General features: G+C 71.2%; 12 protein-coding genes. 6 read left to right on the top strand and 6 right to left on the bottom strand.

The features are described from left to right. The first annotated feature begins 277 nt into the window (after positions 1 to 277). The 3 genes from AB0N03_RS47485 to AB0N03_RS47475 all read left to right on the top strand — a co-directional run bounded on the left by AB0N03_RS47485 (position 278) and on the right by AB0N03_RS47475 (position 2705). The gene (locus AB0N03_RS47485; RefSeq protein ID WP_364387259.1) at positions 278 to 979 is read left to right on the top strand and encodes a trypsin-like serine protease; all 702 of its coding nucleotides are present in this window, start codon (positions 278 to 280) and stop codon (positions 977 to 979) included. Positions 980 to 1050: 71 nt separating this feature from the next. Continuing rightward, the gene (locus tag AB0N03_RS47480) at positions 1051 to 1620 is read left to right on the top strand and encodes a TetR/AcrR family transcriptional regulator (RefSeq protein ID WP_364387257.1); all 570 of its coding nucleotides are present in this window, start codon (positions 1051 to 1053) and stop codon (positions 1618 to 1620) included. A 74-nt stretch (positions 1621 to 1694) separates the two neighbouring features. Further along, positions 1695 to 2705, top strand: coding sequence for a medium chain dehydrogenase/reductase family protein (locus AB0N03_RS47475; protein ID WP_364387255.1), 1011 nt, complete (start codon positions 1695 to 1697; stop codon positions 2703 to 2705). A 51-nt stretch (positions 2706 to 2756) separates the two neighbouring features. Here AB0N03_RS47475 and argG read toward each other — a convergent pair whose 3' ends face one another. Beyond that, entirely contained in the window at positions 2757 to 4205 is a 1449-nt protein-coding gene (gene argG, locus AB0N03_RS47470) for an argininosuccinate synthase (protein ID WP_364387253.1), read from the bottom strand. A 97-nt stretch (positions 4206 to 4302) separates the two neighbouring features. Between argG and AB0N03_RS47465 the strand changes: the two genes are divergently transcribed. Further along, complete coding sequence (locus tag AB0N03_RS47465; RefSeq protein ID WP_364387311.1) at positions 4303 to 5226, top strand: aminoglycoside phosphotransferase family protein; 924 nt, start codon at positions 4303 to 4305, stop codon at positions 5224 to 5226. Here AB0N03_RS47465 and AB0N03_RS47460 read toward each other — a convergent pair. From AB0N03_RS47460 to AB0N03_RS47445, 4 genes are all read right to left on the bottom strand, one after another. Beyond that, positions 5150 to 6247, bottom strand: coding sequence for a hypothetical protein (locus AB0N03_RS47460; RefSeq protein ID WP_364387251.1), 1098 nt, complete (start codon positions 6245 to 6247; stop codon positions 5150 to 5152). The two genes, AB0N03_RS47465 and AB0N03_RS47460, sit on opposite strands and share 77 nt — an antisense overlap. Positions 6248 to 6312: 65 nt before the next feature. Continuing rightward, the gene (gene glpD, locus AB0N03_RS47455) at positions 6313 to 8019 is read right to left on the bottom strand and encodes a glycerol-3-phosphate dehydrogenase (protein ID WP_364387249.1); all 1707 of its coding nucleotides are present in this window, start codon (positions 8017 to 8019) and stop codon (positions 6313 to 6315) included. A gap of 9 nt (positions 8020 to 8028) precedes the next feature. Continuing rightward, entirely contained in the window at positions 8029 to 9543 is a 1515-nt protein-coding gene (gene glpK, locus AB0N03_RS47450) for a glycerol kinase GlpK (protein WP_364387247.1), read from the bottom strand. A 14-nt stretch (positions 9544 to 9557) separates the two neighbouring features. Beyond that, complete coding sequence (locus tag AB0N03_RS47445; RefSeq protein WP_364387245.1) at positions 9558 to 10379, bottom strand: MIP/aquaporin family protein; 822 nt, start codon at positions 10377 to 10379, stop codon at positions 9558 to 9560. 155 nt (positions 10380 to 10534) lie between these two features. On the opposite strand from AB0N03_RS47445, the gene AB0N03_RS47440 reads away from it, so the two are divergent. Together AB0N03_RS47440 and glpK (AB0N03_RS47435) are read left to right on the top strand one after the other, a co-directional pair. Continuing rightward, complete coding sequence (locus AB0N03_RS47440) at positions 10535 to 11287, top strand: IclR family transcriptional regulator (protein WP_364387243.1); 753 nt, start codon at positions 10535 to 10537, stop codon at positions 11285 to 11287. A 10-nt stretch (positions 11288 to 11297) separates the two neighbouring features. Next, complete coding sequence (gene glpK, locus AB0N03_RS47435) at positions 11298 to 13247, top strand: glycerol kinase GlpK (RefSeq protein ID WP_364387241.1); 1950 nt, start codon at positions 11298 to 11300, stop codon at positions 13245 to 13247. Here the strand turns inward: glpK (AB0N03_RS47435) and AB0N03_RS47430 are convergent. Further along, positions 13244 to 13837 carry an acyl-CoA dehydrogenase family protein gene (locus AB0N03_RS47430; RefSeq protein WP_364387239.1) on the bottom strand — a complete coding sequence of 198 codons (594 nt, stop codon included), beginning with the start codon at positions 13835 to 13837 and terminating at the stop codon, positions 13244 to 13246. The two genes, glpK (AB0N03_RS47435) and AB0N03_RS47430, sit on opposite strands and share 4 nt — an antisense overlap. Positions 13838 to 13978 lie beyond the last annotated feature (141 nt).

Raw genomic sequence — 13978 nt, 5'->3', positions numbered from 1 at the left:
CCGCCCCCAGGCGGAACCAAGCAGCGGGACTGTAGCCGGACGCCCCCGCGGCCCGTGCGGAAATCACGGACATCCGAGACAGCGAGCCAAAACATGTCACCCTTTGCCCCGGGTTGGCCATGATCTTGCTGCGCCGGACGGCCCACGACGAAAGTCGCGTTTTGGATCAACCGACTATCGGCGGGTTCCGGAGATTCACCCACAACGGTGACGGTAGGTGCGTCCTTCACTACTCGTCACCGCGAGACCCCGGTCCGCGGCAGGAGGTTGATCCTAAGTGCGTATCGCGCGAACCGGCGTAGTCGTCTCCGGTGTTTTGCTCTCGGCACTCGCGGCCGCCGCGCCGTCCCTGGCCGCCCAGCCAGCCATCATCGACGGCAGCAATGCCGACTCGCTCCACTCGGCGGCCCGGATGTTCGCCGGTGGCCAGGAGATCTGCTCGGCGACGATCATCGCGCCCGACTGGATCCTCACCGCCCGCCACTGCACGCAGGGTGCCGACGGCCGGCCGATCAGCTTCCACGTCGGCGACCTCGACCAGACGAAGGGCACCGCGGTCAACGCCACCTCGGTGCACGAGGCGCCGGACTCGGACCTCGCGCTGGTGCAGATCGACCAGCAGGTGCAGACGGAGTACGCGCCGCTGGGCAGCGAGGGCGACGTCAACGTCGGCGACCAGGCCGAGGTCTACGGCTGGGGCGCGACCTGCACCGACAAGCCCGAGATCGAGTGCCAGTCGCAGCTGCTGAAGGTCGCGAAGGTCAGCGTCAGCTCGATCGACTGCCCGGACGGCGCGGCCGGCGTCTCGGTGTGCGCGAACCGCGGCGACGGCATCACCGCGGGCGGCGACTCGGGCGGCCCGATGTACGCCAACGGGAAGCAGGTCGGCGTCGCCTCGACGAGCGACCGCCAGTCGTACACCGCCTACATCAACATCACGAAGTACCGCGACTGGATTTCCGCCACCGCGGGCGTCTGAGCCTTCCGCGAGCAGCCCCCGGGGAACCGGGGGCTTGCCTCGCCGACGAGAGTGAGTGTACAGTCACTCACATGACCAAGCGCGGTGCCACCCTCTCCACCTCCGACGCCCGGCGGGACGTCGTCGTCGACGCCGCCATCGCCGTGTTCGCCCGGAGCGGGTACCACAGCACGCCGATCAGTGCCGTGGCCGCGAGGGCCGACATCTCCCCCGCCTACGTCTTCAAGTTGTTCCCCGGCAAGGTTTCCCTCTTCGTCGCCGCGCTCGACCGGTGTTACGAGCTCGTCGCCCACGCCTTGTCGAACGGGGCCGCCCGCGCCGAAAACACCGACCCCGAGAAGATCCTCTACGAGATGGGCGGCGCGTACGCCGAGCTGATCGCCGACCGGAACCTGCTCATGCTGCAGGTGCACGCCCAGTCGGCCGCCGACACGCCCGAGATCGCCGACGCCGTGCGCCGCGGCCTGGCCAAGGTCACCGACCTGGCCCGCGACCGGTCCGGCGCGCCGGACGACCAGGTCCAGCGGTTCATCGCCTACGGCCAGCTCTGCCACCTCATCGCCACCCTCGACCTCGACGAGCGGGCCGGCGAGTGGGCCGCGGTGCTCTCCGCCGGCATCCGCCACCCCGGCAAAAAGTGATCCCCGCCGGCACATCTTTTCGCACGCCCATCGAGTGATTGACCAGTCACTCACATCCTCGGAAGGACAGCACCATGACCACCACCACCGAAATCGTCCTCCCCGGCCTCGTCGAGCCGGACGGCCTGCGCGTCGAGCACCGCGAGCTGCCACGGCCCGGCGCCGGCGAAGCCCTCGTCCGCGTCGAGGCGAGCGGGATCTCGTTCGCCGAACAGCAGATGCGCCGCGGGAAGTACTACGACCAGCCGCCGTTCCCGTTCGTACCCGGGTACGACGTCGTCGGCACGGTCCTCGAAGCCGAAGACCCCGCGCTCGTCGGCCGCCGCGTGGCCGCCATGACCAAGATCGGCGGGTGGAGCAGCCACCTCGTCGTCCCCGCCGCCGACCTGGTGCCCGTGCCCGACGCGCTGGACGCCGCCGACGCCGAGACGTTCGTGGTCAACGGCATCACGGCGTACCAGATGCTGCACCGGATCGCGCGGGTGCCGGCCGGCGGCACGATCCTGGTCCACGGCGCGAGCGGCGGCGTCGGCACGACACTCGTGCAGCTGGCCCGAGCCGCCGGGATCACGGTGATCGGCACGGCCTCGGCCCGCAACCTCGACGTCGTCACCGCGCTCGGCGCGACCGCCGTCGACTACCGCGGCGACGTCCCGGCCCGGGTCCGCGAACTGGCACCCCAGGGTGTCGACGCCGTCTTCGACCACGTCGGCGGACCCGGCATCGTCGACTCGTTCCGGCTGCTCGCCTCCGGCGGCACGCTGGTCGCTTACGGCAGCGCGTCCACGAAGGACACCGGCGGCAACCCGAAGCCGGCCGTGCTCAAGCTGGTCGCCCGGCTGCTGTGGTGGAACGCGCTCCCGAACCGCCGCCGGACGCACTTCTACAACGTCTGGGGCGGCAAGCGGAACCTCACCCGGTTCCGCGCGCGCCTGGCCGAAGATCTCACCGCCGTCTTCGACCTGGCCGCGAAGGGACAGCTCGAGGCGCAGGTCGCGGCGCGGATCCCGCTGACCGAAGCCGCGAAGGCGTTGACCCTGGCCGAATCCGGCACCGTCACCGGCAAGGTCGTGCTCGTCCCCTGAAGACACCGAAGGCCACCACGATCTCGCGTGGTGGCCTTCGGGACTGCGGAATCAGTCCGTGCCGAACTCCATCGCGGCGCTGTCGAGCAGCTCGACGTCGTCGGTCTTGCCGCGCGAGGCGATCACCTGGGCGCCGCCCTCGGGCATCGCGCCGATCAGCCCGGTCGAGGCCGCCTGGGCCGCGCCGATCAGCTTCGGGTGCGAGTTCCCGCCGACCATGCCGATGCTCGCGTACTGCTCGAGCTTGGCCCGCGAGTCCGCGATGTCGAGGTTGCGCATGGTCAGCTGGCCGATCCGGTCGACCGGGCCGAACGCCGAGTCCTCGGTCCGCTCCATCGACAGCTTGTCCGGGTGGTAGCTGAACGCCGGCCCGGTCGTGTCCAGGATGGAGTAGTCCTCACCGCGGCGCAGGCGCAGCGTCACCTCGCCGGTGACCGCGGTGCCGACCCAGCGCTGCAGGGACTCGCGCAGCATCATCGCCTGCGGGTCCAGCCAGCGGCCTTCGTACATCAGCCTGCCGAGCTGCCGCCCGTGGTTGTGGTAGCTGGCGAGGGTGTCCTCGTTGTGGATGGCGTTGACGAGCCGCTCGTAGGACGCGTGCAGCAGGGCCATGCCGGGCGCCTCGTAGATGCCACGGCTCTTGGCCTCGATGATCCGGTTCTCGATCTGGTCGGACATGCCCAGGCCGTGGCGGCCGCCGATGGCGTTGGCCTCCAGCACCAGGTCGACGGCGGAGGCGAACTCCTTGCCGTTGATCGTCACCGGCCGGCCCTGCTCGAAACCGATCGTGACGTCCTCGGGGGCGATCTCCACGTCGGCGTCCCAGAACGCCACACCCATGATGGGCTTGACGATCTCGATGCCGGTGTCCAGGTGCTCCAGCGACTTGGCCTCGTGGGTGGCGCCCCAGATGTTGGCGTCGGTCGAGTAGGCCTTCTCGGTGCTGTCGCGGTAGGGCAGGTCGTGGGCCAGCAGCCACTCCGACATCTCCTTGCGGCCACCGAGCTCGGTGACGAAGTCCGCGTCGAGCCACGGCTTGTAGACGCGCAGGGAGGGGTTGGCCAGCAGGCCGTAGCGGTAGAACCGCTCGATGTCGTTGCCCTTGTAGGTCGAGCCGTCGCCCCAGATCTGGACGTCGTCCTCGAGCATGGCGCGCACCAGCAGCGTGCCGGTGACCGCGCGGCCGAGCGGGGTGGTGTTGAAGTAGCTGCGGCCGCCGGTGCGGATGTGGAACGCGCCGCAGGTCAGCGCCGCGAGCCCCTCCTCGACGAGGGCCTCCTTGCAGTCGACCAGCCGCGCGATCTCGGCGCCGTACTGCCCGGCCCGGCCGGGCACCGACTCGATGTCGGGTTCGTCGTACTGGCCGATGTCGGCGGTGTAGGTGCAGGGGACCGCGCCTTTGTCGCGCATCCACGCGACCGCTACGGAAGTGTCGAGGCCACCGGAGAAGGCGATACCGACACGCTCGCCGACGGGCAGGGAAGTGAGCACCTTGGACATGCGAATGATTATGCACGCCTATGCATCATCGTGCAATCCGGGGTGCTCCGGCTCACGCAAATGCCGTTGACGTGCGTGGTTCGGTGGAGCCATGCCGATGCACGCCGACGAGCACGTCATCGACCCCGCGCTGGTCAGGCGGCTGCTGCGGGCCCAGTACCCGAGGTGGGCGGACCTCCCGATCACTCCCCTGGCTTCCGGCGGGACGGTCAATGCCGTGTACCGCCTGGGTGACGACCTCACGGTCCGGCTCCCCCTCACCGCGGGCGGCGCCGGGGACGTGGCCAAGGAGCACCGCGTCCTCACCGCACTCCCGCAGCTCCCGGTGCCGGTGCCGGCCGTCGTCGCGATCGGCGAGCCCGCCGAAGGCTACCCGTGGCCGTGGGCGGTGCACCGCTGGCTTGACGGCGAACCCGCGCTCGAAGGCCGGGCCGCACCGGCGCGTGAACTGGCGAAGTTCGTTCTCGCGCTGCGGGCGCGCTCCGCGGACGGTCCCCCGGCCTACCGCGGAAAGCCCTTGGCCCCGGTCGACCGGGCCACTCGCCGGGCGATCGACCAGCTGAGCCGCACCGATGAGCCGTTCGACGCGGACGCGGCCCTCGCGGTCTGGACCGAAGCCCTCGAAGCTCCACAGTGGACCGGGCCGCCCTGCTGGGTCCACTCCGACCTGATGCCGAGCAACCTGCTGCTGCGCGACGGCCGCCTGACCGGCGTCCTCGACTGGGCCACCGCGGGCGTCGGCGACCCGGCGTGCGACCTGATCCCGGCGTGGAACCTGCTGACGGCGGCCACGCGCCAGGTCTTCCGCGACGCCGTCGGCGCCGACGAAGCGACCTGGACACGCGGCCGCGGCTGGGCACTCGCCATGGCCGTGATCCAGCTGCCGTACTACCGGCACACGAATCCGGTCATCTCCGCCAACGCCCGCTACGTCCTCGGTCAGCTCAGTTGCCGACCGGTTCCCCGAAGCGCCACAGCACCGCGTGCGAGTTCCGGCCGGGCACGGAACAAGAACCCGTGACCTCCCAGTCGTTCAACCCGTACCCGTGGCAGGAGGCGTTCTCGACGGGCGGCGGCGGAAGCACCGAGACCTGCCCGGCGGTGTCCCAGACGACGGAGGTAGTCCAGTCGGTTTCGCCGAGCACGACGCCCGTCCGGCTGACGGCCGTGAACCGGCTCGGCACCCCGTTCGGCGTCGGGAGCACGGTGAGCCGGCCCGCCGGGTCCCAGCGCGCCACCCGCGTCTGCCGGTCCTTGCCGGTCACCTCGCCGATGATCGTCCCGCCGGCGGTGATCGCCAGCGCCGAGCTGGACTCCCAGGTGGTGTCGAGCACCGTGAGGTGTCCCGCCGGGCCCCATTTCGCCGCGTGAGAGCCGCTCCTGCCGACCACGGTGCCGGCGTCGTCGAGGTCGGACAAGGTGCCCGCGCCGGTCAGCTCGACGAGGTTGCCCGCCGGGTCCCAGTACCGGGCTTGGTCGCCGTACCAGCCGATCACCGCGCCCGCCTCGTTCATCGCCCGGACCCGGCCGAAGCCGAGTTCGGTGACGGTGCCGTCGGTCTCCCACCGCACGGCCGTGTCCGGCCCGGGCGCGCCGTAGGCGAATCCGGCGATCACCCCGCGGTCGTTGATCGCGGCTGCCTCCGTCGACGGGTGGTACGGGAATCCGGGCAGCAGCGGCAGTTCCACCGGGACGCCCGAAGCGTCCCAGCGCGTGGCCCGGCCGACGAGCACGTTGGTCATCGAGTTCCCGATCGCGACCCCGGCCTCGTTGATCGCGACGGCGGTCACCTCGTCGTGGCCGTCCGAGGGCCGCAGATCGGCGACCCGGCCGGCCGCGTCCCACCGCGCCGCGTGCTGGTGGAACGCGGCGTCGTACGCCGTGCCGAACACCGTCCCGTGGTTCGTCACCGCCAGCCCCGAGCTGGTCAGCCCGCCGGGCAGCGTGCCCAGGTCCACCGGTCCGGTCACCTCGTCCGCGCTCGCCGGGACCGCGGCGAGCACCGTCATCGCCGCCGCCAGCGCGCATACACCTCTGAACATCCCCTGCTCCTCCCCGGTCAGGTTGGTTCCGGGGTGTTCACGCGCGGCGGCGGCGATCGGTTGAGTCAGCCCGGCAGGAGCGCCGGGGCCGCGAGCCGGGTCGCGTTCGCGGCCTCGTCGTCCGGCGCCTCCTGCGCCGACCGTTCCGCCTCCACCCGCGCGAGGTAGTTCGCCACCTCGCGCTCCCGCTTGGGCCCGTCCCAGCCCAGCAGCGGGGCGACCAGCCCGGCGACCACCGGGGCCGCGGCGACCCCGCGGTCGCGTTCCTCGATCGAGATGCGCGTCCGCCGGGTCAGGACGTCCTCCAGGTGCAGCGCGCCTTCGTGGGAAACCGCGTACACCGCTTCGACCTTCAGGTACTCCGAGGTGTCCGTGATCGGCTCCCCCAGCTCGGGCCGCTCCTTGATCAGCTCGACGAGGTTCCAGATCCGCGTGCCGTAGCGCTGCAGCAGGTGCTCGACGCGCGGCAGCGGCAACCCCGTCGCCGAAGCGACCGAAAAGCGGTCGGCCCACAGTTCGTGGTACCCCTCGGCGCCGACGACCGGCAGCCGGTCGGTCCACGACGGCGGGGCCGGGCGGCCGAGCTCCTCGACCACGACGTCGACCGCGTCCGCGGCCATCACCCGGTACGTCGTGTACTTGCCGCCGGCCACGATGACCAGGCCCGGCACCGGATGCGCCACCGCGTGCTCCCGCGACAGCTTCGTCGTCGCGGCCGCCTTCGCCGCCAGCAGCGGACGCAGTCCGGCGTAGACGCCTTCGATGTCGTCGTGCGTCACCGGCGTCCGGAGCACGGCGTTGAGGTGCTCCAGCACGTAGTCGACGTCCGCGCGGCTCGCCGCCGGGTGCTCGCGGTCGAGGTCCCACTCGGTGTCGGTGGTGCCGACGATCCAGTGCCGGCCCCACGGGATGACGAACAGCACGCTCTTCTCGGTGCGCAGGATCAGCCCGGTGTCGAGGTCGATCTTCTCCCGCGGCACCACGAGGTGGACGCCCTTCGACGCGCGGACGGTGAACGGCGCGGGGATTCCGGCTGCCTCCGCCATGTCGTCGCTCCACACGCCCGTCGCGGCTACGACGGTCTTGGCGCGCACCTCGATCTCGGCGCCGCTTTCGCGGTCGACGACCTTCGCGCCGACCACCCGCTCGCCGTCACGAAGCAGCGACGTCACGCGAGCCCGCGTCAGAACCGAAGCGCCCTGCTCGGCGGCCGTCCGCGCGATCGTCATCGTGTGGCGGGCGTCGTCGACCTGCGCGTCGTAGTACTGGATCGCGCCGATCAGCGCGTCGTCGGCCAGGCCCGGCGCCACCTTGGCGGCTCCGCGCTTGGACAGGTGCCGGTGCCGGGGCAGCGCCCGGGCGCCGCCGAGCGTGTCGTACAGCGTGACACCGGCGCCGATGTAGCCGCGCTCCCACACCCGGTGCTTGAGCGGCACCAGGAACTTCACCGGCCGCACCAGGTGCGGGGCCAGCTTCTGCAGCAGTAGCCCGCGCTCCTTGAGCGCTTCGCGCACCAGCTTGAAGTCCAGCTGCTCCAGGTAGCGCAGGCCGCCGTGGATCAGCTTGGACGACCGGCTGGACGTGCCGGCGGCGAAGTCGCGGGCCTCGACCAGCGCGACGGACAACCCGCGCGACGCCGCGTCGAGTGCGACACCGGCGCCGGTCACTCCCCCGCCGACGACCAGGACGTCGACCTCTTCGCGGACCAGCTTCCGCAGTGCGTCCGCGCGGTACTGCGGGGAAAGTGCGGTCACGGTGTTCCTCCTCGTCATGTCACGGCCTCATTCCACGTCGACCCAGTCGAGCGTGCGGCCGACGGCCTTCTGCCAGCCCGCGTAGCCCTCGGCGCGCTGCTCGTCCGTCCACGACGGCGTCCAGCGCTTGTCCTCGTTCCAGTTCTGCTCGAGCTCGTCGGTCGACCGCCAGAAGCCGACGGCCAGCCCGGCCGCGTAGGCGGCACCGAGCGCGGTGGTCTCCGCGACGACCGGCTTCGACACCGGCACGCCCAGGATGTCCGCCTGCAGCTGCATGCACAGCTCGTTGGCGGTGACGCCACCGTCCACCCGCAACACGTCGAGGGTGACGCCGGAGTCGTTCTGCATCGCTTCGACGACGTCGCGGGTCTGGTAGCAGATCGCCTCCAGGGTCGCCCGCGCGAGATGAGCGTTGGTCGTGGCGCGGGTGAGCCCGACGATCGCGCCGCGGGCGTCCGAGCGCCAGTACGGCGCGAACAGGCCGGAGAACGCCGGGACGAAGTAGATGCCGCCGTTGTCCTCGACCTGGCGGGCCAGGCTTTCGCTCTGCGACGCGCCACTGATGATGCCGAGCTGGTCGCGCAGCCATTGCACGGCCGACCCGGTGACGGCGATCGAGCCTTCCAGCGCGTAGACGGGCTTGTCGTCGCCGAACTGGTAGCACAGCGTCGTGAGCAGGCCGTGGTTCGAGCGCACCAGCTCGTGGCCGGTGTTGAGCAGCAGGAAGTTGCCGGTGCCGTAGGTGTTCTTGGCCTCGCCGGGCCGGAAGCAGACCTGCCCGACGGTGGCCGCCTGCTGGTCGCCGAGGACGCCGGTGAGCACGACCTCACCGCCGAGCGGGCCGTCCGCGCGGGTGGTGCCGAAGCCGGAGTTCGACGACGGCTTGATCGCCGGCAGCATCCGCTTCGGGACGTTGAAGAACGACAGCAGCTCGTCGTCCCAGTCGAGGGTTTCGAGGTCCATCAGCATGGTGCGCGAGGCGTTGGTCGGGTCGGTCACGTGCACGCCGCCGTCCGGGCCGCCGGTGAGGTTCCAGATGAGCCACGAGTCGGTGGTGCCGAAGAGGGCGTCGCCCCTTTCGGCGTCCTCGCGCACGCCGTCGACGTTTTCGAGGATCCACTGCAGCTTGCCGCCGGAGAAGTACGTCGCGGGCGGGAGGCCGGCCTTGCGGCGGATGACCTCGCCCTGGCCGCCGCGCTCCAGCGCCGAGGCGATCCGGTCGGTGCGGGTGTCCTGCCAGACGATCGCGTTGTAGTAGGGACGGCCGGTGCGGCGGTTCCACACGACGGTGGTCTCGCGCTGGTTGGTGATGCCGAGCGCGGCGAGGTCCCCCGCGGTCAGGTTCGCCTTGGTGAGCGCGGTGGCGATGACCGAGCGGGTGCGTTCCCAGATCTCGGTGGCGTCGTGCTCGACCCAGCCCGGCTTGGGCAGGATCTGCTCGTGCTCGAGCTGGTGGCGGGCGATCTCGTTGCCGCCGTGGTCGAAGATCATGAAGCGGGTGCTGGTGGTGCCCTGGTCGACGGCACCGACGAAGTCCGGCATGGTCGTGCTCCTTCTCAGGCGGCGGTCTCGAAGTCCTTGGCGGGCATGGCGTCCAGGGGTTCCCCGGCGGGCAGGTGGCGCTCGATGAGGAACTTGTAGATCGCGCCGCCGATCACCGCGCCGACGATCGGCGCCACGATCGGGATCCACCAGTAGGGGAAGCCGTACTGGTCGGACCACGCCGTGTCGTAGCCGGTCAGCCAGGAGGCCAGGCGCGGGCCGAAGTCGCGGGCGGGGTTGATGGCGTAGCCGGCGTTGGTGCCCCAGGCCATGCCGATCGCGACGACGAGGAAGCCGACGACGACCGGGGCCAGGTTCGCGCCCGGCGAGGTGTTGCGGAGGTCGGTGATCGCGAAGATCACCAGGACGAGGATCGCGGTGCCGATGATCTGATCGCGGAAGGCGCCCCAGTCACCCACCGGGAGCGTGCCGTTACCCGGAAGCGTGGAGAACACGCCCTGGGTCTTGATGGTGTGGCCGGGGTCCTTGGCGTTGAGCACCTCGGTGTAGTTCCACCGCACGAGCAGGGCGGCGAGGAACGCGCCGGCCGTCTGCGCCAGGGCGTAGGGGGCGACCTTGCGCCAGTCGAAGCCCTTGAACACGGCGAGGGCGACGGTCACGGCCGGGTTCAGGTGCGCGCCGCTGATCCGCGAAGCGACGTAGACACCGAGCGTGACACCGAGGCCCCAGGCCCAGGCGATGCTGTCGTGGTCCCCGATGCCCGCGGCGGCGACCTGCGCCACCACCCCGCACCCGAACAGGATGAGGATCATCGTTCCCACGAACTCGGCGGCCATCTCGCCGGCGAGTCCGTGGGCCTTGAGGTTTCGCACCATTGCTTTCCTCCACAAAGGACCGTTCGTTCCCCCTGGTGGATGAAAGCTAGGTTCGCCGATCGGGACGGTCAACGGACGCCGGTCGGCATTGTCGAACGCGCGAAGACGATGTTCGACATTGTCGAATCGGAGCCGGTCGGGCTAGGGTCGCGGACGTGCCGGGTCCGATCCAGTCCATCGAGCGCGCCGCCGCCATCCTCAAGCTGCTGGCGCGCGGCTCGGGCCGGCTCGGGGTCGGCGAGATCGCCGAGTCCCTCGAACTGGCCAAGGGCACCGCGCACGGCATCCTGCGGACGCTGCAGGGCGTCGGGTTCGTCGAGCAGGACCGCGACACGGGCAAGTACCAGCTCGGGGCCACGCTGCTGCACCTGGGCACGAGCTACCTGGACGTCAACGAGCTGCGCTCGCGGGCGATCAACTGGGCGGACGCGCTGGCCTCACGCAGCGGCGAGGCCGTCCGGATCGGCGCGCCGCTGGAGGGCCGGGTGCTGGTGGTGCACCACGTGTTCCGCCCGGACGACAGCCTGCAGACCCTGGACGTCGGCACCCTGCTGCCGCTGCACGCGACGGCGCTGGGCAAAGTTCTGCTGGCCTACGACACGACGCTGAAGGCGACACCGGAGTCGTACACCCGCCGCACGCTGGTCACCCAGACGGCGATCAAGCGCGCGTGTGCGCAGGTACGCGAGGCGGGCTGGGCGGTGGAGAACGGCGAGATGATCTCGGGCGAGGCGGGGATAGCGGCCCCGATCCGCGGCCACGGCGGCATCGTGGTGGGCGCGATCGGCGTGTTCGGCGCGGTGGAGCGCATCTGCGAACCGGACGGCGGCCCGAGCCCTCGCCTGCTCGGCCACGTCCGCGACGCGGCCCGCGCGGTTTCCCGCGACCTGGGCGCGTCCCGATGGTGAAGGGAGGACCATGGTCCAGCGGTACGTGATGTCCATCGACCAGGGCACCACCTCCACCCGGTGCATCCTGTTCGACGCGCGCGGGCGGCTCGTGTCGGTCGTGCAGCGGGAGCACCAGCAGCACTTCCCGCGCCCCGGCTGGGTCGAACACGACGCGACCGAGATCTGGCGCAACGTCGGCAGGATAGTCCCGCAGGCCTTGGCCGACGCCGGCGCCACCGCGGAGCAGGTCGTCGGTCTCGGGATCGCCAACCAGCGGGAGACCACCGTTCTGTGGGACCGGCACACCGGGAACCCGATCGGGCGCGCGATCGTCTGGCAGGACACCCGCACCGACGCCATGCTCGAACAGCTCGCCCGCGAGCCGGGCGCCGACCGCGTCCGCCAGTTGTGCGGCCTCCCGCTGGCGACGTACTTCTCCGCGCCGCGCGTCCGCTGGCTGCTCGAACGCACGCCCGGCCTGCGCGAACGCGCCGAACGCGGCGACGTCCTCTTCGGCACCATCGAGAGCTGGCTGATCTGGAACCTCACCGGCGGCTCCGACGGCGGCGTGCACATCACCGACGTCACCAACGCCTCGCGCACCATGCTGATGAACCTGCGCACCCTCAACTGGGACGACGAGCTCCTCGACTTCTTCGACGTCCCGCGCGCGATGCTGCCGGAGATCCGGTCGTCGACGGAGGTCTACGGCACGACGTCACGCGTGGTCCCGGGAATCCGGATCGCCGCCGCTCTGGGTGACCAGCAGGCCGCGCTGTTCGGCCAGACGTGCTTCGCGCCCGGCGAGGCGAAGTGCACGTACGGCACCGGCAGCTTCCTGCTGCTCAACACCGGCTCGACACCCGTGCTGTCCACCCACGGCATGCTCACCACGGTCGGCTTCAAGATCGGCGACGAGCCGGCGGTGTACGCCCTCGAAGGGTCGATCGCCGTCACCGGGTCGCTGGTGCAGTGGTTCCGCGACGGCCTCGAGCTGATCGGCAGCGCCCCGGAGATCGAGACGCTCGCCCGGACGGTCGAGGACAACGGCGGCTGCTACATCGTGCCCGCGTTCTCCGGGCTGTTCGCGCCGCACTGGCACAGCGAGGCGCGCGGCGTGATCGCCGGGCTGACGTCGTACATCACCAAGGGCCACCTGGCCCGGGCGGTGCTGGAGGCGACCGGCTGGCAGACCCGCGAGGTCGTCGACGCCATGAACGCCGACTCCGGCCTGGCCTTGAAGACGCTCAAGGTCGACGGTGGGATGACCGCCGACAACCTGCTGATGCAGTGCATCGCGGACGTCCTCGACGTACCGGTGGTCCGCCCGATGGTGGCGGAGACGGTGTCGCTCGGCGCGGCGTACGCGGCGGGGCTGTCGGTCGGGTACTGGCCGGATCTGGAGGGGCTGCGGCGCAACTGGCACCGGGCCGGGCAGTGGCTGCCAGCGATGGACCCGGCCCGCCGCGACTCCGAGTACGGCCACTGGCGGCAAGCGGTCGAGCTGACGTTCGGCTGGATGCGGCCGGGCCCGGCCGCCGTCGCGCCCGGCTCCGACCTCGTCGAGGTGCTGCTGGCCGACCACCGCCGGTTCGAGCAGCTGTTCCGGGACCTGCGCAACGCCGAGGCCGACCGCCCGGCCCTGGTCGCGGAGCTGGCGGCCCTGCTGGTCGCCCACGCGACGGCGACCGAGCGGATCGTCCGGCCGGACTCCCCCGGCGTTTCGTTCTCCGACGACCTCCTGACGGTCCTCGAAGCCGACGACTTCGAGAAGGCGTTGCTGCGCTTGGAGAACGTCGTGGACGCGCACGTCCGCGGCGAAGAACGCGGGCTGCTGAACGAGCTGCGCCGCACGATGTCCACTTCGGATCGGACGGGTCTGGGGCGGGCGTTCGTGGCGGAGCGCCGCCGTCAGCTGGGCCTCGACTGCGGCGACGCCGACCACATCCGCGACCTCGGCGACCGCCTGACGCTCTAGAGGTATCCGGGAAAGGGTTGCGCGCCCAGGAAGACCGCGCCCGCGGCGTCGTACATGCCTTCCGTCAGGAAGGCGTGCTGCGGAACCACCGCCGCGTCGCGCAGGTGGCGCTGCAGCGGGTGGTCCGCCTCGATCGCCGACGTGCCGCCCAGCGTGTACGCCGCCCGCACCACGTCGAAGCCGACGCGGGCCGCGTGCGCCGCCGCCAGCCGGAGCAGGCTCACCTGCTCCGATCCGGGCGTTCCCGCCGTGGCGGCTTCCCAGGCTTCCTCGGTGACCTCGTAGAAGAACGCCCGCACCGAACGGAGGTCCGCTTCGGCCTTGGCGAGCGCGATCCGGGCGTACGCGCGGTCGGCGAGCACGGGCCCGCCGGTGAGCCCGGCGCGGCCCGCGCCGAACGCCGTCACGTGGTTCAGCGCCGCCCGGGCGATGCCGAGGTTGACCACCGCGAGCACCTGCGAGGCGTAGGCGAGCGCCGGGTAGCGGTAGAGCGGCTCGTCGATCGTCGCGCCGCCGCCGCGGACGAACGTCCACTCCGCCGGGACGACGACGTCGTCCACCCGCAGGTCATGGCTGCCGGTGCCGCGCATGCCGACCGCGTCCCAGGTGTCGACGACCTCGGCGCGCGCCGCCGTGGGGGGGGGGTGGGCGTTGGGGGGGCCGCGGGGGCGCCAGTGTCAATAGGGCGCGTTCTGGTGGGTTGTGGGGGGGAATTAATACAAAATTATGTG

It is taken from the genome of Amycolatopsis sp. NPDC051061 (genome assembly GCF_040682935.1).
Taxonomy (GTDB): domain Bacteria; phylum Actinomycetota; class Actinomycetes; order Mycobacteriales; family Pseudonocardiaceae; genus Amycolatopsis.
Note: the sequence above shows the minus strand (reverse complement) of the source record. Positions and strands in the feature narration are given on the sequence as shown.

Bases quoted from the DNA above. Each gene is read 5' to 3' on its own strand.
- glpD (WP_364387249.1), bottom strand. From the start codon at position 8,019: ATGACGAGGAGGAACACCGTGACCGCACTTTCCCCGCAGTACCGCGCG.
- glpK (WP_364387241.1), top strand. From the start codon at position 11,298: ATGGTCCAGCGGTACGTGATGTCCATCGACCAGGGCACCACCTCCACC.
- AB0N03_RS47475 (WP_364387255.1), top strand. From the start codon at position 1,695: ATGACCACCACCACCGAAATCGTCCTCCCCGGCCTCGTCGAGCCGGAC.
- AB0N03_RS47445 (WP_364387245.1), bottom strand. From the start codon at position 10,379: ATGGTGCGAAACCTCAAGGCCCACGGACTCGCCGGCGAGATGGCCGCC.
- glpK (WP_364387247.1), bottom strand. From the start codon at position 9,543: ATGCCGGACTTCGTCGGTGCCGTCGACCAGGGCACCACCAGCACCCGC.
- argG (WP_364387253.1), bottom strand. From the start codon at position 4,205: ATGTCCAAGGTGCTCACTTCCCTGCCCGTCGGCGAGCGTGTCGGTATC.
- AB0N03_RS47460 (WP_364387251.1), bottom strand. From the start codon at position 6,247: ATGTTCAGAGGTGTATGCGCGCTGGCGGCGGCGATGACGGTGCTCGCC.
- AB0N03_RS47430 (WP_364387239.1), bottom strand. From the start codon at position 13,837: ATGCGCGGCACCGGCAGCCATGACCTGCGGGTGGACGACGTCGTCGTC.
- AB0N03_RS47480 (WP_364387257.1), top strand. From the start codon at position 1,051: ATGACCAAGCGCGGTGCCACCCTCTCCACCTCCGACGCCCGGCGGGAC.
- AB0N03_RS47465 (WP_364387311.1), top strand. From the start codon at position 4,303: ATGCACGCCGACGAGCACGTCATCGACCCCGCGCTGGTCAGGCGGCTG.